General features: G+C 63.1%; 23 protein-coding genes and 1 pseudogene. 16 read left to right on the top strand and 8 right to left on the bottom strand.

Annotated features, from left to right (window positions below):
• Positions 1 to 142 precede the first annotated feature (142 nt).
• The gene (locus tag SB822_RS08750) at positions 143 to 526 is read right to left on the bottom strand and encodes a hypothetical protein (protein ID WP_410854477.1); all 384 of its coding nucleotides are present in this window, start codon (positions 524 to 526) and stop codon (positions 143 to 145) included.
• A 302-nt stretch (positions 527 to 828) separates the two neighbouring features.
• On the opposite strand from SB822_RS08750, the gene SB822_RS08745 reads away from it, so the two are divergent.
• Positions 829 to 1,161, top strand: a complete 333-nt coding sequence (locus SB822_RS08745) for a helix-turn-helix domain-containing protein (protein WP_410854476.1) — start codon at positions 829 to 831, stop codon at positions 1,159 to 1,161.
• Between the two features lie 255 nt (positions 1,162 to 1,416).
• On the opposite strand, the pseudogene SB822_RS08740 reads toward SB822_RS08745, so the two are convergent.
• Positions 1,417 to 1,668, bottom strand: a pseudogene (locus SB822_RS08740) (magnesium chelatase domain-containing protein); the annotation flags it as partial.
• 100 nt (positions 1,669 to 1,768) lie between these two features.
• Entirely contained in the window at positions 1,769 to 2,023 is a 255-nt protein-coding gene (locus tag SB822_RS08735; RefSeq protein ID WP_007577719.1) for an accessory factor UbiK family protein, read from the bottom strand.
• 414 nt (positions 2,024 to 2,437) lie between these two features.
• On the opposite strand from SB822_RS08735, the gene SB822_RS08730 reads away from it, so the two are divergent.
• From SB822_RS08730 to ptsP, 7 genes are all read left to right on the top strand, one after another.
• Positions 2,438 to 2,776, top strand: coding sequence for a P-II family nitrogen regulator (locus SB822_RS08730; RefSeq protein WP_006048089.1), 339 nt, complete (start codon positions 2,438 to 2,440; stop codon positions 2,774 to 2,776).
• Between the two features lie 26 nt (positions 2,777 to 2,802).
• On the top strand, positions 2,803 to 4,290 hold the full coding sequence (locus SB822_RS08725; protein ID WP_007577701.1) for an ammonium transporter: 1,488 nt from the start codon (positions 2,803 to 2,805) through the stop codon (positions 4,288 to 4,290).
• A 277-nt stretch (positions 4,291 to 4,567) separates the two neighbouring features.
• On the top strand, positions 4,568 to 5,857 hold the full coding sequence (gshA, locus tag SB822_RS08720) for a glutamate--cysteine ligase (protein ID WP_007745871.1): 1,290 nt from the start codon (positions 4,568 to 4,570) through the stop codon (positions 5,855 to 5,857).
• Positions 5,858 to 6,030: 173 nt separating this feature from the next.
• Complete coding sequence (gshB, locus tag SB822_RS08715) at positions 6,031 to 6,987, top strand: glutathione synthase (protein WP_007745870.1); 957 nt, start codon at positions 6,031 to 6,033, stop codon at positions 6,985 to 6,987.
• A gap of 277 nt (positions 6,988 to 7,264) precedes the next feature.
• The gene (locus SB822_RS08710) at positions 7,265 to 7,780 is read left to right on the top strand and encodes a PTS sugar transporter subunit IIA (protein WP_410854475.1); all 516 of its coding nucleotides are present in this window, start codon (positions 7,265 to 7,267) and stop codon (positions 7,778 to 7,780) included.
• 63 nt (positions 7,781 to 7,843) lie between these two features.
• A complete protein-coding gene (locus tag SB822_RS08705; RefSeq protein ID WP_007577690.1) occupies positions 7,844 to 8,113 on the top strand; it encodes an HPr family phosphocarrier protein in 270 nt (89 codons plus the stop codon).
• A 217-nt stretch (positions 8,114 to 8,330) separates the two neighbouring features.
• Positions 8,331 to 10,073, top strand: a complete 1,743-nt coding sequence (gene ptsP / locus SB822_RS08700) for a phosphoenolpyruvate--protein phosphotransferase (protein WP_007577689.1) — start codon at positions 8,331 to 8,333, stop codon at positions 10,071 to 10,073.
• 30 nt (positions 10,074 to 10,103) lie between these two features.
• Here ptsP and SB822_RS08695 read toward each other — a convergent pair whose 3' ends face one another.
• The 3 genes from SB822_RS08695 to gpmA form a co-directional block, all read right to left on the bottom strand.
• On the bottom strand, positions 10,104 to 10,862 hold the full coding sequence (locus SB822_RS08695; RefSeq protein ID WP_079498124.1) for a HesA/MoeB/ThiF family protein: 759 nt from the start codon (positions 10,860 to 10,862) through the stop codon (positions 10,104 to 10,106).
• 138 nt (positions 10,863 to 11,000) lie between these two features.
• Positions 11,001 to 12,599 carry a S41 family peptidase gene (locus SB822_RS08690; protein ID WP_007577686.1) on the bottom strand — a complete coding sequence of 533 codons (1,599 nt, stop codon included), beginning with the start codon at positions 12,597 to 12,599 and terminating at the stop codon, positions 11,001 to 11,003.
• Between the two features lie 418 nt (positions 12,600 to 13,017).
• Positions 13,018 to 13,764 carry a 2,3-diphosphoglycerate-dependent phosphoglycerate mutase gene (gene gpmA, locus SB822_RS08685; protein WP_086914671.1) on the bottom strand — a complete coding sequence of 249 codons (747 nt, stop codon included), beginning with the start codon at positions 13,762 to 13,764 and terminating at the stop codon, positions 13,018 to 13,020.
• Positions 13,765 to 13,915: 151 nt separating this feature from the next.
• On the opposite strand from gpmA, the gene SB822_RS08680 reads away from it, so the two are divergent.
• The 5 genes from SB822_RS08680 (at position 13,916) to SB822_RS08660 (ending at position 16,977) form a co-directional block, all read left to right on the top strand.
• Positions 13,916 to 14,341: a rhodanese-like domain-containing protein gene (locus tag SB822_RS08680; RefSeq protein WP_007577684.1), complete on the top strand. Its 426-nt coding sequence runs from the start codon at positions 13,916 to 13,918 to the stop codon at positions 14,339 to 14,341.
• Positions 14,338 to 14,601: a glutaredoxin 3 gene (gene grxC, locus SB822_RS08675; RefSeq protein WP_007577681.1), complete on the top strand. Its 264-nt coding sequence runs from the start codon at positions 14,338 to 14,340 to the stop codon at positions 14,599 to 14,601. The genes SB822_RS08680 and grxC overlap by 4 nt, the downstream gene beginning before the upstream one ends.
• A gap of 179 nt (positions 14,602 to 14,780) precedes the next feature.
• Complete coding sequence (secB, locus tag SB822_RS08670) at positions 14,781 to 15,251, top strand: protein-export chaperone SecB (protein ID WP_007577679.1); 471 nt, start codon at positions 14,781 to 14,783, stop codon at positions 15,249 to 15,251.
• A gap of 21 nt (positions 15,252 to 15,272) precedes the next feature.
• Positions 15,273 to 16,271: an NAD(P)H-dependent glycerol-3-phosphate dehydrogenase gene (locus SB822_RS08665; RefSeq protein WP_410854474.1), complete on the top strand. Its 999-nt coding sequence runs from the start codon at positions 15,273 to 15,275 to the stop codon at positions 16,269 to 16,271.
• A gap of 154 nt (positions 16,272 to 16,425) precedes the next feature.
• Positions 16,426 to 16,977, top strand: coding sequence for an O-acetyl-ADP-ribose deacetylase (locus SB822_RS08660; protein ID WP_410854473.1), 552 nt, complete (start codon positions 16,426 to 16,428; stop codon positions 16,975 to 16,977).
• Here SB822_RS08660 and trmL read toward each other — a convergent pair.
• Both trmL and SB822_RS08650 read right to left on the bottom strand, forming a co-directional pair.
• Entirely contained in the window at positions 16,950 to 17,420 is a 471-nt protein-coding gene (trmL, locus tag SB822_RS08655; RefSeq protein WP_410854472.1) for a tRNA (uridine(34)/cytosine(34)/5-carboxymethylaminomethyluridine(34)-2'-O)-methyltransferase TrmL, read from the bottom strand. The genes SB822_RS08660 and trmL overlap by 28 nt on opposite strands.
• An 18-nt stretch (positions 17,421 to 17,438) precedes the next feature.
• Entirely contained in the window at positions 17,439 to 18,245 is an 807-nt protein-coding gene (locus tag SB822_RS08650; RefSeq protein ID WP_410854471.1) for a ComF family protein, read from the bottom strand.
• 89 nt (positions 18,246 to 18,334) lie between these two features.
• Between SB822_RS08650 and SB822_RS08645 the strand changes: the two genes are divergently transcribed.
• The 3 genes from SB822_RS08645 (at position 18,335) to coxB (ending at position 21,788) form a co-directional block, all read left to right on the top strand.
• Positions 18,335 to 19,294 (top strand): methyltransferase domain-containing protein, encoded by a 960-nt coding sequence (locus SB822_RS08645; protein ID WP_079484174.1) that lies wholly within the window; start codon positions 18,335 to 18,337, stop codon positions 19,292 to 19,294.
• A gap of 269 nt (positions 19,295 to 19,563) precedes the next feature.
• Positions 19,564 to 20,043 carry a DUF2244 domain-containing protein gene (locus SB822_RS08640; protein WP_035986818.1) on the top strand — a complete coding sequence of 160 codons (480 nt, stop codon included), beginning with the start codon at positions 19,564 to 19,566 and terminating at the stop codon, positions 20,041 to 20,043.
• A 71-nt stretch (positions 20,044 to 20,114) separates the two neighbouring features.
• Positions 20,115 to 21,788, top strand: coding sequence for a cytochrome c oxidase subunit II (gene coxB, locus SB822_RS08635; protein ID WP_024162998.1), 1,674 nt, complete (start codon positions 20,115 to 20,117; stop codon positions 21,786 to 21,788).
• Positions 21,789 to 21,827: the final 39 nt, after the last annotated feature.

Raw genomic sequence — 21,827 nt, 5'->3', positions numbered from 1 at the left:
GCCCGCATGGTCTCCAGACTGCGCCTTAAAATCGAAGCAATATCTCTGCCGCTCGAGTCGAACGCCCGCACCTGACGACAGGCCGGCCTTCACGGATAAGCTCGTTCTGCTGCCCGCCGCAGACTTCGAATCGCAGTCGTACTCAGCCGTTTTCGAAGCTCATTACTTTTACCAACCGTGGTCTCTCAACACGCCTACCGAATGCGACAGGCGAACACCGTCTCGTCTCCCCGCCGGCGGTCGAATACCAGTAGTTCACGACATCCTTATCGTTGCCCTCTGCCTCCTGCCACAACCCGCTTACTCGGCAGAGCGTGACGGAAGCGTCATCCTCACTACGAGCCAACAAGTGGACGGAAAAGCTGACATCGCCGAGTTGCAGTACCAGTTGAATCAGCGCCTCGGCACCGTCCACCACCCAACCATCCGCGCTCGCGCACTCGGCGCCGCGAGAGGAGGCCACGACAAAGAAGTTCGGCGTGAGGTCCGTCCATCCAACGCAGCGCCACGCAAGAAGTGGCTGCATGAGCCTCTTCTTTATGGGATGTGGCTCTTCCCAACTGCTGTCAGTAAATAGCATCACAAAAGACCAACGAAATGACGCTGAGCGTTACACCGGGCCCTCATCAGTTCCTCGTATAAGGTAAAACGGCAAGTTAACGCCGCCACAATCGCTAGCAAGCAGGGCGACACGTCCTAGGTGTGGGCAACATCCGCCCGCCACGCCCTTAGATGAGCGAAGTCTACGAGACTAAATATGAATAGTAAAGTCTGTCTGTTTATAAACTGGATATTTACAAACTGTAGATTTATGCGCTGCAATGATTGATGCTCCTGCCCCATATGGCAGACGAGGCAATTGCACGTCAGGAAGCGGTCCGAGACCGACTGTCGACGAATCTAAAATTATTTCGCGGCAAGCTGAGCATGTCCCAGGAAGTCCTGGCAGACCGTGCCGGTTTGCATCGCACTCATGTAAGCCAAATCGAACGGGGAAACGCCAACGTCGCGCTCGACACATTAGTCGCATTGGCGATGGCGCTTGGAGTCAGCGAGGCGCAGTTGCTAACCGAGCAGGATGAGCTGCCGATTCCGATGAAATCCGGGCGAAAGAAGGCTTTGGCGGACTCAGCGCCAAAGCCGCCACGGGCGAAGGACTGATTCCCTGCCGAGCGACCCGTCCTTAATTTAATCGCGCTCTCGAATGCGCGAATCGCTAATACGGGGAAGTTAAGCCGTGCTACTTCCCCGTGTGCACAACTCTGCTGCCCACACCACAAGGGTGTGGACAGCCGCCCGTTGGGCGGTGCCAGAGTTGCACACACTCGAGCGTCTGACGCGCCCCTGGCGGGGCTTGCCCTATTTAGAGATAAGACAGCTTCCAGTCACACCTGCTCGTAGCTAACAGTTAGGACACGGCATAACGAAACGACCGGATTCCTTCGGAAGATCGGCGGGCGCCAGGTTCACCGTGATCCGGCGCACGGGAAAGTCGAGACCGCAATTGAGCAGCGCGGCGCGCACACGCTCGCGGCTCTCGCGCACTTCGAGATCGGGTAGTCCGACGATGGAAAAAGAAGGAAGTCCGTTGGCGAGGTGAACCTCGACGGTAACTTCGGGCGCGCGGCCAGCGGCCGGCGCGCGACTGCGCACCACGGCAAGCGACATGTTGTCTCCCGTCCCGACGCGCCCGCGGGGCGCGTTCACCTTAAAGCGCTAATGACGTCACGGGCCGCTTGCCTGTGATGTTCAGATCAGAAGAGGGTGCTCAGGACGATTGGCTCACGGGCAGCTTCTGCTCGAGTTCGGCGACGCGCCGCTCCAGCTCCTCGAGCCGCGCGCGGGTGCGCACGAGCACCTGCGTCTGCGTGTCGAATTCCTCGCGCGTCACCAGGTCGAGCTTCGAAAAGCCTTGCGACAGCATTGCGCGCACATTGCGTTCGACATCTTTGGCCGGCGAGTTTTTGAACAACTCGGAAACTTTGGCCTGAAAGTCATTGAAGACGTCGTTTGGTTGTTTCATTTCATTCCCCTTAATTGCACAAAAAATGTGCATGTGATGTTACGCGCGTGCCTCGTAACACTGAATGATCGTTTCTGGTGCATGTTCCCCGGTCACCCGCTACAGCATGAGCGCCTTTGGTGCGCACGCCTGTTGTCCAAGCCTGCAAACACTCTAGCAACGATCCCGATAGCGCGCCAGCGTGCCCAGCCTGAACTGGCCATCCGGACAAGAAAACGCGCAAAGCCTTATGCCATAAGCGCCGACGGGAGTCTGCCACAAACATGGCATGGACGTTGCTGTTACTGCCCCGCGCACCGGCGGGACGCCGTCTGGAGAAGCGCCATTGCTAAGGGTTTCGGGGGTTAACCGAAAGCAGGGCGCAAGGCAAATGCAAGTCACGCAAACGGGTTGAGTCACTACAGCGAGGATTTCATGAAACTCATTACCGCAATCATCAAGCCTTTCAAGCTCGATGAGGCGCGCGAAGCCCTGTCGGCGATCGGCGTCTCGGGGATCACGGTGACGGAAGTCAAAGGATTTGGTCGTCAGAAGGGCCATACGGAGTTGTATCGGGGAGCCGAGTACGTCGTCGACTTTCTGCCGAAGGTGAAGATCGAAGCCGCGGTGTCGGACGACATCGTCGACCAGGCGATCGAAGCCCTCGAGCGCGCGGCGCGTACGGGCAAGATCGGCGACGGCAAGATTTTCGTCACGCCGATCGAACAGGTGATTCGGATTCGCACCGGCGAGACCGGCGCGGACGCACTGTAAAAAACAGCGACAAGAGGAAACTGAAGATGCGTAAATTATTGATGTCCCTGATGATGGCCGGCTCGCTGCTGACGGTCGGCATCGGCGCTGCCGTCGCGGACGACGCGTCGGCTCCCGCCGCGGCTTCCGCCCCGGACACGACGGCGAGCGCGCCGGCTGCGCCCGCTGCGAGCGCCCCTGCTGCCGACGCTTCGGCCGCACCCGCCGCCAGCGCGCCGGCTGACGCATCGGCAGCGGCTGCTGCTTCGGATGCGGCACCGGCTGCACCGACCGCGCCGTTCTCGGTCGATTCGTCGAAGATCAGCTCGGGCGACACCGCTTGGATGCTGACCTCCACCGCGCTCGTGCTGTTCATGACGATCCCCGGTCTCGCGCTCTTCTATGCCGGCATGGTCCGCAAGAAGAACGTGCTCGCCACGGTGATGCAGAGCTTTGCGATCACCTGCATCGTGACAGTGATCTGGACCGTGGTCGGCTACAGCCTCGCGTTCACGCCGGGCGGCTCGTTCATCGGCGGCTTCTCGCGCGTGTTCATGTCGGGCATGACCTACATCAAGGGCGACAAGGCGACGACGCTGACGGTCAGCCACCTCGCGTCGACGATTCCGGAATCGGTCTACTTCGTCTATCAGATGACGTTCGCGATCATCACGCCGGCACTGATTACGGGTGCATTCGCCGACCGTATGAAGTTCTCCGCGATGCTGATTTTCATGACGCTGTGGTCGATCATCGTCTACTCGCCGATCGCGCACATGGTCTGGGAACCGACGGGCTGGCTGGCTAGCGCAGGCATCCTCGACTTCGCGGGCGGCACGGTGGTGCACATCAACGCGGGTATCGCGGGTCTCGTCTGCTGTCTCGTGCTCGGCAAGCGTACGGGCTACGGCAAGGACTCGATGGCACCGCACAACCTCGTGCTGACGATGATCGGCGCCTCGATGCTGTGGGTGGGCTGGTTCGGTTTCAACGCGGGTTCGGCAGTCGCCGCTGACGGCCGTGCCGGTTTCGCGATGATGACGACGCAAGTTGCAACGGCCATGGCTGCACTCGGCTGGATGTTCGCTGAATGGATCGCCAAGGGTAAGCCGTCGGTGCTCGGTATCGTGTCGGGCGCAGTGGCAGGTCTGGTTGCGATTACGCCGGCTTCGGGCTTCGTCGGCGTGGGCGGCGCGCTCGCCATCGGTCTGATCGCAGGCGTGGTCTGCTTCTGGTCGGCAACGTGGCTCAAGCACAAGATGGGCTACGACGATTCGCTCGACGCGTTCGGCGTGCACTGCATCGGCGGTATCGTGGGCGCATTGCTGACGGGCGTGTTCGCCGTCAAGGACATCGGCGGCGCGGACGGCAGCGTGCTGCTGCAAGCCAAGGGTGTCGTGACGACGCTGGTGTACAGCGGCGTGATCAGCTTCATCCTGCTGAAGATCATCGACGCGACGATCGGCCTGCGCGTGACGGAAGAAGAAGAACGCGAAGGTCTGGACGTGATCCTGCACGGCGAACACGTCGAGTAACAGGTCCAGCAAACCCGGTTTTCCCCGGCGACGGGGTCACGAAAGGTACGAAAAAGGTACAAGCGCAGCGACTTTGGCCCGCCTTCATGGCGGGCTTTTTTCATGGCGCGGCGGATCGCCGCAGCACGCTTCAATCTTGTCTCACAAACAGCAGATTTTCCGGCTATCGTTCCTATAGGGAGAATGCATCCACCCATAACTTGCGAATGGAGAAAGCGACCCCAAATGGGCAAAGCATTTGCTCTACAATCTTTTTTCTCCAGTCTGCGAGTGATCAATGGTTCCGCATTTAGTCACGGCGTTAAACGGCCCGCTGCTCGATCTCGAGCGGAAGATCCTCGACGCCACGCCCGCCATCGAACGCTGGTTCCGTCTCGAATGGCAGGAGCACACACCGCCGTTCTATTGCTCGGTCGATCTGCGTAACGCCGGTTTCAAGCTCGCGCCCGTGGATACCAACCTGTTCCCCGGCGCGTTCAACAACCTGCCGCAGGAAACGCTGCCGCTTGCCGTGCAGGCGGCGATGGCGTCGATCGAGAAGATCTGCCCGGACGCGAAGAACCTGCTCGTGATTCCCGAGCGTCACACCCGCAACGCGTTTTATCTGGAGAACGTCGCGCGGCTCGCGACGATCATGCGTCAGGCGGGCCTGAACGTCCGCTTCGGCACGCTCGACGAAAGCATCGTCGGGCCGGTGACGATCGCGCTGTCGGACGGGCAGAAGATCGTGCTGGAGCCGCTGGAGCGATCGGCGCGCCGTATCGGGCTGAAGAATTTCGATCCCTGCTCGATTCTGCTGAATAACGACCTGTCGAGCGGCATTCCGCCCGTGCTCGAAAATCTGCACGAGCAGTATCTGCTGCCGCCGCTGCACGCGGGCTGGGCCGTGCGCCGCAAGTCCACCCATTTCTCGTGCTATGACGACGTCGCGAAGAAGTTCGCGAAGATGGTCGAGATCGACCCGTGGATGATCAATCCGTATTTCGCGCATGTCGAAGGCGTCGATTTCGAGGCGCGCACGGGCGAGGAAGCGCTCGCCGACGCGATCGACGGCGTGCTGAAGAAGATCGCGAAGAAGTATCGCGAGTACGGTATTTCGGAACGGCCGTATGTCGTCATCAAGTCGGACGCGGGCACCTACGGAATGGGCGTGATGACGGTGCACGACGCGTCGGAAGTAGCTGCGCTCACCAAGCGCGAGCGCACCCGCATGTCGACCACGAAGGAAGGCCTCGACGTGCACGACATGATCGTGCAGGAAGGCGTCTACACGTTTGAGCGTATCGGCGAGGAAGTGGCCGAACCCGTCGTCTACATGATCGACCGGTATGTGGTGGGCGGCTTCTACCGCGTGCACGGCAGCCGCGAACGCGACCAGAATCTGAACGCGCCGGGCATGCATTTCGTGCCGCTCGGCTTCGAGCACACGGCCCTGCCGGATGCGCACGCAAAGCCGGGCGCCGCGCCGCCGAACCGCTTCTACATGTACGGCGTGGTGGGACGGCTGGGGCTGCTGGCGGCGTCGGTGGAACTGGAGAAGACCGATCCCGAGGCGATCCAGGTCTGATCGGGCCCGACCGTGGACAGGCACCCCGCAAGCGCGTAGAGCGCGCTCGCGGTAGGCTGACGCTCCCGCCGCGTCGAACGCGGCAGCATTTGCAGGCGGATGCGCCGCGTCAGCGCGTTCGCCTTACGCCATAACGAACAATGTGTGGCCCGCGAGGGCGCCTCAGGAACTCCATGGATATTCTCTTCATCGCCGACCCGCTTTCCCGCTTCAAGATCTACAAGGATTCGACCTACGCGATGATGGCCGAGGCCGCGAAGCGCGGTCATACGCTATATGCGTGCGAGCCGCAGCATCTGGCGTGGACGGGCAGCGGCGTCGAGGCGAACGTATACCGCTTCGAGATCGTCGGCGATCAGTCGGACGGTCATCGCGACGTGTGGTTTGAAGCGCAGCCCGTCGAGCCGCGCGCGCTGACCAACTTCGGCGCAGTGGTGATGCGCAAGGACCCGCCGTTCGACATGGAATACGTGACGTCGACGTGGCTGCTCGAACTGGCCGAGCGCGCGGGCGCGCGCATCTTCAACAAGCCGCAGGCGATTCGCGATCACTCGGAAAAGATGGCGATCGGCGAGTTTCCGCAATTCGTCGCGCCGACGCTCGTCACGCGTGATCCGGCGCGTTTGCGCGCGTTTCACGCCGAGCATGGCGACGTGATCCTGAAGCCGCTCGACGGCATGGGCGGCATGGGCGTGTTTCGCGTGAAGGCGGACGGTATGAATCTCGGCTCGATCGTCGAGATGCTGAGCCACGACGGCGCGCGTTCGGTGATGGCGCAGAAGTTCATCCCCGAGATCAAGACGGGCGACAAGCGCATTCTGCTGATCGGCGGTGAACCGGTGCCGTATTCGCTCGCGCGCATTCCGCAGGGCAACGAGGTGCGCGGCAACCTCGCGGCAGGCGGGCTGGGCGTCGCGCAGCCGCTGACGGCGCGCGACCGCGAGATCGCCGAAACGCTCGGGCCGGTGCTGAAGGCGCGCGGCCTGCTGCTGGTCGGGCTGGATGCGATCGGCGACTGGCTGACGGAAGTGAACGTGACGAGCCCGACGTGTTTCCGCGAGATCATGGATCAGACGGGCTTCGACGTGGCGGCGATGTTCATCGACGCGCTAGAGAAGGCCGTCGGTTGAATCGGCGCGGGTGCGCCGCCATGTTCCGCTATGGAAGTTCGTGCGATGGCCAGCCAAGCGAGAAAAGGCCGAAAGCGCGAAAATGAGGCTGTTACAATGCCCGCTCCCCTGAAAGCGGCCCGCGAGGGCCCACGCGATCCGGCCCCTTGGCGGTCGGATCTCAGGCGAGTTCGATGGCGTGCTTTGTTCGCCGCGTCTGCGCCGTTGTTTCGGCTGCCAGACCGTGGAATGGAAGCACGGCCGCGATTTTCGGGCGGTACTCTGCAGCAAGGCTGACATGGCAGGCATTCTGATCATTGCGCACGCTCCCTTCGCCTCCGCGCTTCGCGAGTGTGTCTCCCATATTTACGGCGGCTTGCCCGCTCGCATCGGCGTCATCGACGTGTCGGCGGATTGCGACCCCGCCCAGGTCGTGGCGTTCGCGCATGCCGAGATCGACAGGCTTAGAGAAGAAAACGGCGCGCTCGTGCTGACGGACATGTTCGGCGCGACGCCGGCGAACATCGCGTGCCGCCTCGCGTCGATTCCCGATGTGCGGGTGCTGGCAGGTGTGAATCTGCCGATGCTCGTGCGCGCGGTCTGCTATCGCGCGACGCCGCTCGACGTGCTCGTCGACAAGGCGCTGGCGGGCGCGACCAAAGGCGTACAGGCTGTCGGACCGGCGACGCCGGCCGTCGCTGCCTGTGCCGTCGCGAACACCGACGACTGCCTTCCCGTCGCGCCGCCGGACAAAGTGCTCGCCGAAAGCTGCAAGGCAGGCAGCGAAACCGGCTGCAGCGGGAACGCCACCTGATCACCGCGTATTAGATTTCTGCTTTACCTCGATAACATCAACACCAGCGCATCGGACCAACACATGCTGCAACAGGAAACGACTATCGTGAACAAGCTGGGGCTGCACGCACGCGCGTCGGCCAAACTCACGCAACTCGCCGCCAACTTCCAGGCGGAAATCTGGATGAGTCGCAACGGTCGGCGGATCAACGCGAAGAGCATCATGGGCGTGATGATGCTGGCGGCGGGAATCGGCAGCACGGTGGTGATCGAAACGGAAGGCGCCGACGAGAAAGATGCAATGGACGCGCTGCTCAAACTGATCGCCGACAAATTCGGCGAGGGACAATAAAAAATCCGCTGCTGCATTCGTTCTGGATGGAAGACGCCGCGCGATGTCGCGGCGTTTTCTTTTGGTCCGCCGGATTGCGGGCCGACGCGCGGCTTACTGCGACATTCGATGCTGCGCTGCACAGCAACGATATGCGGTACGGAATTTATAATGGTCGTCGGGGTCTGAGAGCATTGCAGCGGTTTGCCGCGGCATCACACAACTAGAGGAGGTGCGCGTGTCGTTCACGCTGCATGGAATTCCCGTGTCACGCGGTATCGCCATCGGGCGGGCATATCTGATCGCCCCGGCTGCACTGGACGTCGACCACTATCTGATCGAGCCCACCCAGATCGAGGGCGAGGTGGAGCGTTTTCGCACAGCCCAGGCGCTCGTGCATCGGGAGCTCGACGCGTTGCGCGCCGATCTCGCCGCCGACGCGCCCTCCGAAATGGGCGCCTTCATCGACGTCCATACCATGATCCTGAACGACGTGATGCTGGTTCAGGAAACCATCGACCTCATCCGCACGCGCCGCTACAACGTCGAGTGGGCGCTGACCGAACAGCTCGAACGCCTCACCCGCCATTTCGACGAAGTGGAAGACGAATATCTGCGCGAGCGTAAGGCCGATATCGAGCAGGTTGTCGAGCGGGTGCTGAAGGCGCTGGCGGGCGCGACGGGCGGGCTCGTCAACGGCATTCACGGACGCTGCGACGAAATGATCGTGGTCGCGCACGACATCGCGCCCGCCGACATGATGCAGTTCAAGGGGCAAACCTTCCAGGGCTTCGTCACGGATCTGGGCGGCCGCACGTCGCATACGGCGATCGTCGCGCGCAGCCTCGGCATTCCCGCAACGGTCGGCGTGCAGCACGCGAGCGCGCTGATCCGTCAGGACGATCTCATCATCGTCGACGGTGATCATGGCATCGTGATCGTCGATCCGGCGCCTATCGTGCTCGAAGAGTATTCATACCGGCAGAGCGAAAAGGCACTGGAGTCGCGCAAGCTGCAGCGCCTGAAGTTCTCGCCTACACAGACGGTGTGCGGTACGCGCATCGACCTGTGCGCGAACATCGAGCTGCCCGACGACGCGCAGGCCGCGCTCGACGCGGGCGCGACGGGCATCGGCCTGTTCCGCACCGAGTTCCTGTTCATGAACCAGAAGGACGGGATGCCGGAAGAGGAAGAGCAGTTCGCCGCGTACCGGCGTGCCGTCGAACTGATGAACGGCATGCCAGTGACGATCCGCACGATCGACGTCGGTGCGGACAAACCGCTCGATTCGATCGGCGACGAGTACGAAACAGCGCCCAACCCGGCGCTGGGCCTCCGCGCGATCCGCTATAGCCTGTCCGAGCCGCACATGTTCCTCACGCAGCTCCGCGCGATCTTGCGCGCGTCGGCGTTCGGTACGGTGAAGATCCTGATTCCGATGCTCGCGCACGCGCGCGAGATCGACCAGACGCTCGACCTGATCCAGGAAGCCAAGCGTCAGCTCGACGACGCGGGCCTCGCGTACGATCCGAACGTGCGCGTCGGCGCGATGATCGAGATTCCGGCGGCTGCGATCGCGTTGCCGCTATTTTTGAAGCGGCTCGATTTCCTGTCGATCGGCACGAACGACCTGATCCAGTACACGCTTGCAATCGACCGTGCCGACAACGCGGTCGCGCATCTGTACGATCCGCTGCATCCCGCGGTGCTGCATCTGATCGCGTTCACGCTGCGCGAGGCGAAGCGCGCGGGCGTGCCGGTGTCGATCTGTGGAGAGATGGCCGGCGACCCGACGCTCACGCGTCTGCTGCTCGGCATGGGCCTGACGGAGTTCTCGATGCATCCGAGCCAGGTGCTGCTCGTGAAGCAGGAGGTTCTGCGCTCGCATCTGAAGACGCTGGAAAAGCCGGTGGCGGACGTGCTCGCGGCGTTCGAACCGGAAGAGGTGCAAGCGGCGCTGGATCGCGTCGCGCAGGCCTGACGCGTTTTCCCTTTCGGCGAGTGGCGAGATTTACGACCGATGCCGCTCGCCGCACACCGGGCAATCCGGCTGGCGCGCGATGCGCATCGTATTCCATTCCATTCGTAGCGAATCGAGCATCATCAGGCGGCCCACCAGCGGCTCGCCGATGCCCGCGATCACACGCAGCGCTTCCGCCGCCTGCATCGCACCGATAATGCCCACCGTCGGCGCGAACACGCCCATCGTCGAGCACGCCACTTCCTCGAACGGCTGATCTTCCGGAAACACGCACGCGTAGCACGGTGAATCTTCGCTGCGGAAATCGAACGTGCTGATCTGGCCGTCGAAGCGCAGCGCCGCGCCCGATACCAGCGGCACGCCGTGCTTCACGCACGCGCGGTTGATCGCGTGACGCGTCGCGAAGTTGTCCGTGCAGTCGAGTACGACAGTCGCTTGCGGCACGTTGCCGTCCAGCCACGCATCGTCGACGCGTTCTGCTACGGCGTTCACAACGACTTCCGGATTCAGTTGCGCGATCGCGTCGCGTCCCGACTCGACCTTCAACCGGCCAACCGACTTTGTCACATGCAGAATCTGCCGCTGCAGATTGGTGAGATCGACGGTATCGGCATCGACCAGCGTCAGCCTGCCGACGCCCGCCGCCGCCAGATACATCGCGGCCGGCGAGCCGAGACCACCCGCGCCGACCACAATGGCGTGCGCGTCGAGAAAGCGTTGTTGAGCCTCGATGCCGAGTTCATCGACGAGGATGTGACGGGAATAGCGCAGGAGTTGATCGTCGTTCATGGCGGGGCGCGGCGTGTGTCGTAGGTGTCGCGCTGGCTGTGAAGAGAGACGGCGCGAGGTTCTCGTTATTCTAATCGCGCGGAGGAAAGTGTCTTCGCGGCGCTGTTGACCGCGAAGACACTGGGACAGCTCAGACGCTTACTTGGCCGGAACTGCCGGTTGCGAAGCGGGCTGGGTCGCCGAAGCGGGCGCCGCCGGGTTCGACGCCGTCGGCGTAGCAGGCAGCGCGGGCTTCACAGCGACAGGTGCCGAAGCCGATTGAGCCGGCTTGTTCTGCGCGAGACGCCGCTCCATCAGCGACTTCGATTCCTGCACCGGCTTGCCTTCGAGCTTGTTCAGACCTTGTTGCAGCATGAAGTCGTCGTTGGAACCGAATTCGACCGGCTTGCGGTCGCGATCCTTCTGCTTCTGCTCCGGCGTCTTCTTGTCGTTCTGCTCTTCGAGCAGGCGCAACTGGTCCATGCGCTCCTGTTCGCGCTGTTCCTGTTCCTTCTTCTCGTTCGGGTCTTGCGTGTTCGCAAGGTGATTCGAGTAGTCGACTTCGCGCGTGACGAGTGCGTCGTCCGGATCGCCGTCCGCGTATTGATCCACTGCGACGTCGGGGCGGATGCCCTTGTTCTGGATCGAACGGCCGCTCGGCGTGTAGTAGTAGGCGGTGGTGAGGCGCAGCGCCGAATCCGCTGTCATCGGACGCACGGTCTGCACCGAGCCCTTGCCGAACGTCGTCTTGCCGACGATCAGCGCGCGATGCTGATCCTGCAGCGCGCCCGCGACGATTTCCGACGCCGACGCCGAGTACGCGTTGGTCAGGACGATCATCGGCACGGTCTTGAAGATGGGCGGCAGGTTCTTCAGCGGATCGGTGTCGAAGGACGGCAGACGATAGTTGTCGTAGGTGTCGCGATAGACCTGCTTCGAGTCCGGAATCTGGCCGTTCGTCGACACGACGACGGAATCCGGCGGCAGGAACGCGCCCGCGACGCCGACGGCGCTTTGCAGCAGGCCGCCGCCGTTGTTGCGCAGGTCGAGGATCAGGCCCTTCAGGTTCGGCTGCTGGCGCGCGATGTCCTGCAGCTTGGCTGCGAGGTCGGGCACAGTGCGTTCCTGGAAGCTCGTGATGCGGACATAGGCGTAGCCCGGCGCGAGGATCTTCGACTTCACGCTCTGGACCTTGATGATCGCGCGCGTGACGGTGAGCGGGAACGTGCGGTCGTCGGTCTTGCGGAAGATCGTCAGCGTGACCTTCGTGCCCGGGTCGCCGCGCATCTGCTTGACGGCCTTGTCCAGCGTCATGCCGCGCACGGGCTTGTCATTGATGCGGGTGATCAGGTCGCCCGGACGGATGCCGGCGCGGAACGCGGGCGTGTCTTCGATCGGCGAGATGACCTTGATGAGGCCGTCTTCCTGCGAAATTTCGATGCCGAGGCCCGCGAAGCGACCCTTGGTCTGCTCTTGCAGCTCTTCGTAGTCGGTCTTGTCGAGATAGGACGAGTGCGGGTCGAGGCTCGACACCATGCCCTTGATCGCGGCCGTCAGCAGCTTCTTGTCGTCGACGGGCTCCACATACTCATGCTTGATTTGCCCGAAGACTTCGGCGAAGAGTCGCAACTGGTCAAGCGGCAAGGGCGCGGTCGCCGATGCGGGTTGCTGGGCCGAGGCGCTGAGTTGCAGGGTTGCAAAAACGCCGGTAGCCAGGCCCGCGGCGATAAGGCCGATATTTTTCAGGTTCTTTCGCATAGAGTGTGTTGCGGTCGGAAGCGCGTGGCAGCGTCAAAGGAAAAAGGACGGACAAGTATAACTTGACGCTTGCACGGCCTGTACGTATGGGTGATCGGGTTTCGACAGCGGTCGCGCTGCGAGGTTCTAAGGATCGCTGCCGTCCTGCACAGCGACTGTGCGCTGGCGGACGCCCGCAACGCCAAAAGTGCCGCCACGTATGGGCTGAACTGCCGATACCGTTGCGTGTGCATCGGTATGGATTGCTTGCGTGTGTGGATCGTAGCGCAACGTCCGGCCATCTCGCGACGACGCATGATGGCGCCAGCATGGCGGGTACATGGCAATGCTGTCAGGCAAGCGCACGGCACGCGCGAAGCGCGCGTGCTGTGACCCGCAGCGGCATGGCGGCGGGTCACGATCATTGGACTGGCCGTGATCAGCCTGCCTTACCCTGCTTCGCGACAGCGGCCTGCGCCTTCGCGATCGCTTCCTGATCGCCGAGGTAGTAGTGCTTGATCGGCTTCAGGTCTTCGTCCAGTTCATAGACGAGGGGCACGCCGTTCGGGATGTTCAGCCCGACGATCTCGTTGTCGGAGATGTTGTCCAGATACTTGACCAGCGCGCGGATCGAATTGCCGTGCGCGGCGATCAGCACCTTGCGGCCCGACTTGATCGCGGGCGCGATCGATTCGTTCCAGATGGGCATGACGCGGGCGACGGTGTCCTTCAGGCATTCCGTGAGCGGCAGCTGCTCGCGCGGCACCTTCGCGTAGCGCGGGTCGTCGTACGACGTGCGCGAATCGGTCGCCTCCAGCGCGGGCGGCGGCGTGTCGTAGCTGCGGCGCCAGACCAGCACCTGCTCGTCGCCGAACTTCGCGGCCGTCTCGGCCTTGTTCAGGCCAGACAGCGCGCCGTAGTGGCGCTCGTTGAGGCGCCACGAGTGCACGACGGGCAGGTACATCAGGTCCATCTTGTCCTGCACGTGCCACAGCGTGCGGATCGCGCGCTTGAGCACCGAGGTGTAGGCGATGTCGAACGTATAGCCCGAGTCCTTGAGCAGCGTGCCTGCCTGCTGCGCTTCGAGGTTGCCCTGTTCGGTCAGGTCGACGTCGACCCATCCCGTGAAGCGGTTTTCCTTGTTCCACGTCGATTCGCCGTGGCGGATGAGAACGAGTTTGTACATGTCGTGCCGGTCGGTAGTGAGGAAGCGGGAATCGGGGTGGCACCGCAGCCTGCTGCTGGCGGTCGCCATCGCGTCAGACGGTTATTTTATAATGGTCGGATTGCCCTTTCCGATTTATCCCGATTTCTTCTCTTTTTCCGGCGGATCTTCCGTGAAGTTTTTCACCGACTACACCAATCTTGTACTGATCGCTGTCGCCCTCATCTCTGGGGCGTTGCTCCTCTGGCCGTCGATTTCCCGGCGCGGACGCGGCGGCCTGTCGGCGGCTGCCGCCACCCAACTGATCAATCGGCGCAACGCCGTGGTCGTCGACCTGCGCTCCGCGGCGGAATACGCCGGCGGGCACCTGCCGTCGGCGCGGCACGTCGAATTTGGCGAGTTGCAAGCGAAAGTCGCCCAACTCGTGAAAAATAAGAGCAACCCGGTGCTGCTCGTCTGCCAGAACGGACAGCAGTCGAACAAGGCGGCACGTATTGTGCGCGACGCAGGCTATGCGGAAGTGCACGTGCTGGAAGGCGGCGTCAACGCCTGGCAGCAGGCGGGCATGCCCGTCGTCAAACAAGGAGTTGCGAAGTGAACAAAGTGATCATGTACAGCACGCAGGTGTGCCCGTATTGCCAGATGGCCGAACGTCTACTAAAGTCGCGCGGCGTCGATCATGTCGAAAAGGTGCTGATCGACAAGGATCCGGCGCGCCGTCAGGAAATGATGACGCGTACGGGCCGCCGTACGGTGCCGCAGGTGTACATCGGCGACACGCACGTCGGCGGCTATGACGATCTGTCCGCGCTCGATCGCGCGGGCGGTCTGACGCCGCTGCTGGCAGCCGTCGTCTGAGTTTCAGCTGAGGCTTTACCTTCGCGTCGCGCCGGTTGTGCCGGCGGCGGCGTGCGGCAGCGAAAAAACAAGGCCGGGTTCGCACCGGCCGGCTGGATGCCGCCTTTCGGGGTGGCCCGCTTTGTAAAGAGATCTGGCGGCATTCGTCCGCCGCAACGAAATTTAGGGAGTAGAGACTCATGTCCGACGAGAACAACCAGCCGTTCTTCAATATCCAGCGCATTTACCTGAAGGACATGTCGCTCGAGCAGCCGAATTCGCCGGCTATTTTCCTCGAGCAGGAAATGCCGTCGGTTGAAGTCGAAGTCGACGTGAAGGCTGAGCGCCTCGCGGACACCGTGTTCGAAATTCTCGTCACGGGCACCGTGACGGCCAAGGTCAGCGACAAGGTCGCGTTCCTGATCGAAGCCAAGCAGGCAGGCATTTTCGACATCCGCAACATCCCGGCTGAGCAGATCGATCCGCTCGTCGGCATTGCGTGCCCGACCATCCTGTTCCCGTATCTGCGTTCGAACATCGCCGACGCGATCACCCGCGCAGGCTTCCCGCCCATCCACCTCGCCGAAATCAACTTCCAGGCACTGTACGAGCAACGCCTCGCGCAGATCGCCACGCAGGAAACCGGCGCGGGCAGCGCTGCGCATCACTGACGCGCGCAGCCGGTGCCGGGTATGAAGGTCGCCGTTTTCGGCGCCGGTGCATGGGGCACCGCACTCGCCGGCCATCTGGCCGCGCGGCACGACACGGTGCTCTGGGCGCGCGACGCCGCGCTCATCGCCGAACTTTCCACTTCGCATGAAAACGCCCGCTATCTGGCGGGCGTTGCGTTGCCGTCCGCCCTTCGCTTCGAAGCGAATCTCGATCTCGCGCTAGATCACGCACTCGCCGACGACGGGCTGTGCGTGATCGCGACGCCCGTCGCGGGCTTGCGCGCGATGCTGCGCACGATGCGCGACATGGGCAAGGTGCCGGCGCACATCGTGCGGCTGTGCAAGGGTTTCGAGGCTGACACGCAACTGCTGCCGAATCAGGTCGTCGCGCAGGAGTTGGGCGGGCACGCGAGCAACGGCACGTTGTCGGGCCCGAGTTTCGCGCGCGAAGTGGGGCAGGGGCTGCCCGTCGCGTTGACCGTGGCGAGTGCGTCGGCGGCATGCCGCGAGCGGACTGTCGCGGCGTTCCATCACGGTGCAATGCGTATCTATAGCGGCGACGACGTGGTCGGCGTTGAAGTGGGTGGCGCGGTGAAGAACGTGCTGGCTATCGCGACGGGCATCGCCGATGGCCTCGGTCTCGGGCTGAATGCGCGTGCGGCGCTGATCACGCGTGGTCTTGCCGAGATGTCGCGCCTCGGCGCGGCGCTGGGCGGCCGGGCGGAAACGTTCACGGGCCTCACGGGTCTGGGCGATCTGATCCTGACCGCGACGGGCGATCTGTCGCGCAACCGCACGGTCGGCATGCAGCTCGCAAGCGGCCGGTCGCTCGACGATATCCTCAACGCGCTCGGGCATGTAGCCGAGGGCGTGCGCTGCGCACGCGGCGTGCTGTCGATCGCGCAGTCGCACGGAATCGAAATGCCGATCACCGAAGCCGTCTGCGACGTGCTGTTCAATGGCGTCGCGCCACGCGATGCCGTCAGCGCGCTGCTGCGCCGCGACGCGAAGGCTGAATAAAAGCCGTTGTCCAAAGCGGGCCTCGCGGCCCGCAATCCATTTCAGCAAATTGCCTGAAGGTCTTTTACACAGCCGGTAATGGCCAACGCCGAACGGCTCGTTTCTTTTGCTGTCCACCTCCTATCGTTGCTGCATCGAATCTGGAGGTTTTCCCATGCTTACCATTGGCCATTGCTCGCTCGAGGCGCGGGTCGTCGACATCACGACGCTCGACGTCGACGCGATCGTCAACGCGGCGAATACATCATTGCTGGGCGGCGGTGGTGTGGACGGCGCGATTCATCGCGCGGCCGGCCCGGACCTGCTGCGCGAATGCGAAACGCTGGGCGGCTGCGTGACGGGCGACGCGAAGATCACGGGCGGCCATCGGCTGAAGGCGCGTCATGTGATTCATGCCGTCGGTCCCGTGTGGCACGGCGGCGAGCGGGGCGAGGCGAAATTGCTGGCTGCGTGCTACAGGCGCTCGCTGGAGCTGGCGCGCGATGCCAAAGCGAAGGGCATCGCGTTTCCTGCGATCAGTTGCGGCGTCTACCGTTTTCCCGCCGACGAAGCGGTGCGTATCGCCGTTCAAACGGTAATCGACACATTGCCGGAAACGCCTACGGTCGAGCACGTGATCTTCGCCTGCTTCGACGAAGCGATGCACACGCGCTACAAGTCCGAACTCGAACGACGCCTTCAGGCTCCGCCTTCAAAGCCCGCCTGACGCCATGCCTCGAACACGACTACGGCGACCGTGTTCGACAGGTTCAGGCTGCGATTGTCGGGACGCATCGGCAGGCGCACGCGCTGCGTATCCGGGAAGCGGCTCAGCACGGCGTCCGGCAAGCCGCGCGTTTCCGCGCCGAACACGAACCAGTCGCCGGGCCGGAACGCGTGCGAATGGAACGGGCTGGAGCCGCGCGTCGTGAACGCGAACATGCGCGAGAAATCGGGCGCTTCGGTGTCGATCAGCGCGTCCCAGTTGGGGTGCACGCGCATCTGCGCGTACTCGTGATAATCGAGGCCGGCGCGGCGCATTCTGGCGTCGTCGAGCGGAAAGCCGAGCGGCTCGATCAGATGCAGGCGCGCGCCCGTGTTGGCGCACAGGCGGATCACGTTGCCGGTGTTCGGCGGAATTTCAGGTTCGACGAGAACGACGTTGAACATATCAAGGTGAGTCGGAAACTAGTTTTTCGGCGTGCGAAGCGCGACGAGATTCGTCACGCGCCGCGCGCCGGCTGCCTTCAGCGTGCGAGCCAGTGCATCGAGTGTCGCGCCCGTCGTCATCACATCGTCGACGACGGCGACATGCAAACCCTGCACCCGCGTTGCCACTTCGAACGCGCGGCCGACATTCTGCCTGCGCGCATCGAGATCGAGCTTCGATTGCGGCGCCGTGTCGATCACGCGCCGCACGAGCGTCGCGTCGCCGCGAATGCCGAGCGCTTTCGCGCAGGGCCGCGCGATTTCCCATGCCTGGTTGTAGCCGCGCTCGACCAGCCGCCGCGCCGATAGCGGCACGGGCGCGACGACATCCGGGCGATCGCGTTCGTCGAGCGCATCCGTTGCAGACCACGCGAGCCGCCGCGCGAACTCATGCGCGAGCGCAAGCCGCGCGCGGAACTTGAGGCCGACGGCTAGCGCGTCCAGCGGCGCGCGATAGTCGGCAAGCGCCACGGTCGCGTCGAACGCGGGCGGCACGGCGAGACAGTCGCCGCAGCGGTAATGCATGACGCTTGCCCGCCGGAAGCCGCTCAACGGCATCGCGCAGACGGTGCAGCGCAGCCGCGCTTCGTTCCACCACGCCTCGTCGCAAAAGCTGCACAGCGCTCGATGCGACATATTGCCGCACAACGCACACGGGTTCGGCAACGCGCAACGCGCGAGCGCCGGAAGTTTCGAGATGGATCGTTGCGCGACCTCGATGAACCGTTCGTGAAGCGGTCGCCCGGAAAGTGTTGCGCGAGACCACCGGAAAGCCCAATTCGGCATATCGACACGCCTCCGAAGGCCGCTGACGCTGAAGGGACGGAATCGAGCGAGTATACTTCGCACTCTTCGTCCGCACGACTCGAATAACCGTGTCTCCCACCGAAACTGGCCGTCCGGCCTATGATTCGCGCCGTCTCCGGAAGATTTTCGACCGCCGGGCCGCGACGTTCAATGATGTCGCGTTCCTGCCGCGCGAGATCGCACAACGCATGCGCGAACGGCTCGACTACATCAAGGTCAATCCGGCGCAGGTGCTCGACGCCGGGTGCGGCGCGGGCGACGACCTCCCTGCGTTGCGTGAGCGCTTCCCCGAGGCGCCCGTGTTCGGCACCGACCTTTCACGCGCGATGCTCGCGCGCGCGGTCCAGCACGACGCTACCGACACCAGTTGGCGCCGTTTTTTGCCCGCATCGCTCGGTAAGGCGCTCGGCTCGCGCGGTCCGCGCTTTGCTCAGGCGGATTTTTCCGCGTTGCCTTTTGCAGCGGGTGCATTCGAGTTCATCTGGTCGAATCTCGCGCTGCACTGGCACTCGCGGCCCGACCTCGTTTTCCCCGAATGGCAGCGCGTGCTGAAGGTCAACGGCCTACTGATGTTCAGCACGCTCGGGCCTGACACGCTGAAAGAACTGCGCGGCGCGTATGCCGAAATCGAAGCGGCGCACGGCGTCAATACGCACAAACATGTAATCGACTTCGTAGACATGCACGATCTGGGCGATATGCTTGTCGAAAGTGGCTTCGAAATTCCCGTGATGGACCAGGAGACCTTGACCATCACGTACAAGTCGCCGGAGTCGCTGCTTGCCGACGTGCGTCGCTGGGGCGCCTATCCGTTCCGGCGCGAGGCGTCGCCGGGTGTCGCTTCGAGGCGCATGCAAAAAGCGCTGCTGGCCGCGCTGGAGGCGCGTCGGCGCGCCGATGGCACGATCCCTCTGACCTTCGAGGTGATCTACGGACATGCTTGGAAGGCGGTGCCGAGAATGACCCCCGAAGGGCACGGAATCGTGCGAATAGAAGATATCGGAAGAGGGCGGCAGGGCAATCGTTGACGCGGTAAAGAGGGCATCCGTTATGCTCGAAATTAGCGGCCCGAAAAGTGCGTCAAAACGGCGCAGAGGCTTGTGTGGCTTGGCTTTTCGGCCGATAGAGCGTTGCTTGTGGATGCCCTGGATCGGCCCTATAATGCGTCAGTTTGTCGCTTAAAGCTCACACAATAGGAGCGACAGGCCCGAGGCCTTCGCGGTTCGGGTAGCGTAGTTGCGCTGGGCGTGGATGGCATTGGCGGTATGCGGTGACTGGCGGTTCGCGGGAGGCAGCGATGAATGCAACCGATCTGCTGGCTGAGTCAGAACCCGTCCTCAAGGACTGGTTGATGAAGCGCAACTGTTCGGCTTCGCCGCGGCAATTCGTGTTCTTCTATGTGTCGCTCGCGGCATTCTCGCTCTTAATAGCATTCCTGCTGGTCCTGTGCGGTGCATGGCTGGTGTTGCCGTTCACGGGTATCGAGCTGCTGGCTGTCGGTGTCGCATTTGCCATCTATGCACGCCATGCTGTCGATTACGAGCGCATCCGGCTGTTTCCAAACCGGCTCGTGATCGAACAGGTCAGCGCCGAGCATCTCACGCAGTTCGAATTCAACCCGTGCTGGGTGCGGGTAGAACCAGGAGCGACGCCGCGCGACCGGATCAGACTGGTTTCGCGTGGCGAGACGGTCGCGGTCGGGCAGCACCTTGCGCAATATCGGCGCGCACAATTCGCCGACGAACTGCGCCTGTGGCTCAGGCAGTGTCAGGCGTAAAAAGTTGCGTATTGAATCGCGCGCCGTTCCAGAAGACGAGAGGCAGCCTTCCAGCGGGGTCGAGGGTTTGAATGGAAATTTTGGGTAAGGAAGCTATGAAAACAATCAAGCGAGCCCTCGTGGGCGTGCTGGCGTGTAGCGGGCTGCTCTTCGCCGGCGCTGCCCATGCAATCGGCGACAGTCCGGGCGGCCCCCGCGTCAACGAGATCAATCTCCAGCCGCCCGTGACGAGGATTGCCGAAGAGCTCTACAGCCTCCACACATTCATGCTGATCCTCTGCACGGTGATCTTCATCGGCGTGTTTGGCGTGATGTTCTATTCGATGTTTGCGCACCGCAAGTCGAAGGGCTACAAAGCCGCGCATTTCCACGAAAGCACCACCGTCGAAATCATCTGGACGATCGTCCCGTTCATCATCGTCGTGCTGATGGCGCTGCCCGCCACCAAGACGGTCGTCGCGATGAAGGACACCACGAATGCCGATGTCACCGTCAAGGTCACCGGCTATCAGTGGAAGTGGGCCTACGACTACGTGAAGGGCCCGGGCGAAGGCATCAGCTTCCTGTCCACGCTGACCACACCGCGTAGCCAGGTCGACGGCCGCGCGCCGAAAACGGATACCTATCTGCAGGAAGTCGACAATCCGCTCGTCGTTCCCGTCAACAAGAAGATTCGCATCATCACCACCGCCAACGATGTCGTGCACTCGTGGTACGTGCCCGCGTTCGGCGTGAAGCAGGATGCGATCCCCGGCTTCGTGCGCGACACTTGGTTCAAGGCGGAGAAGATTGGCACCTTTCGCGGCTTCTGTACCGAGCTGTGCGGCAAGGAACACGCGTTCATGCCCGTCGTCGTGACCGTGCTGTCGGACGACGACTACGCGAAGTGGGTCGACGACCAGAAGAAGAAAATGGCCGCCGGTCTGGACGATCCGAACAAGAACTACACGCTCGCCGAGCTGACGGAGCGCGGCGGCAAGGTGTACGCGGCGAACTGCGCCGTCTGTCACCAGCCGACGGGCAAGGGCGCGGGCGCGTTCCCGGCGCTCGACGGCAGCAAGGTCGCAAACGGCCCGCTCGCCGAGCATGTGAGCGTCGTCCTGAAGGGCAAGAACGCGATGCCGGCGTGGGCGCCGACGTTGAACGACGTCGAGATCGCATCCGTCATCACCTTCGAGCGCAACGCGTGGGGCAACCACACGGGCGACATCCTGCAACCGAAGCAGATCGCCGATGCACGCAACGGCCGTCTGCCGGCGGGTGGCGATCACCTGGCGGGCGCGGCGGCGGCTGCCGCGTCGGACGCCGTCGCGGCGAGCGGCGCGGAAGGCGCGAGCGGCGCGGCTGCGGCTAGCGGCGAAGCGGGCGCATCGGCTCCCGCGGCTGCATCAGGCGCATCGGACAACGCAGCGGCATCGGCGCCGCAAGCGTCGCTGCCCGCCAGCGTCTACTTCGAAACGAACAAGAGCACGCTGCCCGCGGACGCCAAAGCTGCCATCGACGCAGCCGCCGCCTACGCGAAGGCGCACCCGGACGCGAAGTTCACGCTGTCGGGCTACACCGACGCAACGGGTTCCGCCGACAAGAACGCGAAGCTCGCGAAGGCGCGCGCCGAAGCCGTGCGCGACGCGCTGAAGGCAGCAGGCATCGCCGAAGACCACATTATTCTGAAGAAGCCGGAGACGATCACGGGCGGTGCGGACGCGAAGGAAGCACGCCGTGTCGAGATTAGCCCAGCGGCCTGACGTGTCACAGTCAGAGAAAAGCAGCATTCGAGATTTAGG

Source organism: Paraburkholderia sp. SIMBA_054 (assembly GCF_046534875.1).
GTDB lineage: Bacteria > Pseudomonadota > Gammaproteobacteria > Burkholderiales > Burkholderiaceae > Paraburkholderia > Paraburkholderia hospita.
The sequence above is the reverse complement of the archived record's forward strand: the minus strand, read 5'-3'. Positions and strand labels throughout refer to the sequence as shown.

Excerpts from the sequence above, each read along its gene's own strand:
- SB822_RS08750 (WP_410854477.1), bottom strand. The coding sequence starts at position 526 with ATGCAGCCACTTCTTGCGTGGCGCTGCGTTGGATGGACGGACCTCACG.
- SB822_RS08705 (WP_007577690.1), top strand. The coding sequence starts at position 7,844 with ATGCTGCAACAGGAAACGACTATCGTGAACAAGCTGGGGCTGCACGCA.
- SB822_RS08650 (WP_410854471.1), bottom strand. The coding sequence starts at position 18,245 with ATGCCGAATTGGGCTTTCCGGTGGTCTCGCGCAACACTTTCCGGGCGA.
- SB822_RS08745 (WP_410854476.1), top strand. The coding sequence starts at position 829 with ATGCTCCTGCCCCATATGGCAGACGAGGCAATTGCACGTCAGGAAGCG.
- SB822_RS08725 (WP_007577701.1), top strand. The coding sequence starts at position 2,803 with ATGCGTAAATTATTGATGTCCCTGATGATGGCCGGCTCGCTGCTGACG.
- gshB (WP_007745870.1), top strand. The coding sequence starts at position 6,031 with ATGGATATTCTCTTCATCGCCGACCCGCTTTCCCGCTTCAAGATCTAC.
- coxB (WP_024162998.1), top strand. The coding sequence starts at position 20,115 with ATGGAAATTTTGGGTAAGGAAGCTATGAAAACAATCAAGCGAGCCCTC.
- SB822_RS08735 (WP_007577719.1), bottom strand. The coding sequence starts at position 2,023 with ATGAAACAACCAAACGACGTCTTCAATGACTTTCAGGCCAAAGTTTCC.
- SB822_RS08640 (WP_035986818.1), top strand. The coding sequence starts at position 19,564 with ATGAATGCAACCGATCTGCTGGCTGAGTCAGAACCCGTCCTCAAGGAC.
- SB822_RS08695 (WP_079498124.1), bottom strand. The coding sequence starts at position 10,862 with ATGAACGACGATCAACTCCTGCGCTATTCCCGTCACATCCTCGTCGAT.
- SB822_RS08690 (WP_007577686.1), bottom strand. The coding sequence starts at position 12,599 with ATGCGAAAGAACCTGAAAAATATCGGCCTTATCGCCGCGGGCCTGGCT.
- SB822_RS08710 (WP_410854475.1), top strand. The coding sequence starts at position 7,265 with ATGGCAGGCATTCTGATCATTGCGCACGCTCCCTTCGCCTCCGCGCTT.
- secB (WP_007577679.1), top strand. The coding sequence starts at position 14,781 with ATGTCCGACGAGAACAACCAGCCGTTCTTCAATATCCAGCGCATTTAC.
- SB822_RS08660 (WP_410854473.1), top strand. The coding sequence starts at position 16,426 with ATGCTTACCATTGGCCATTGCTCGCTCGAGGCGCGGGTCGTCGACATC.
- gpmA (WP_086914671.1), bottom strand. The coding sequence starts at position 13,764 with ATGTACAAACTCGTTCTCATCCGCCACGGCGAATCGACGTGGAACAAG.
- SB822_RS08665 (WP_410854474.1), top strand. The coding sequence starts at position 15,273 with ATGAAGGTCGCCGTTTTCGGCGCCGGTGCATGGGGCACCGCACTCGCC.
- SB822_RS08730 (WP_006048089.1), top strand. The coding sequence starts at position 2,438 with ATGAAACTCATTACCGCAATCATCAAGCCTTTCAAGCTCGATGAGGCG.
- gshA (WP_007745871.1), top strand. The coding sequence starts at position 4,568 with ATGGTTCCGCATTTAGTCACGGCGTTAAACGGCCCGCTGCTCGATCTC.
- trmL (WP_410854472.1), bottom strand. The coding sequence starts at position 17,420 with ATGTTCAACGTCGTTCTCGTCGAACCTGAAATTCCGCCGAACACCGGC.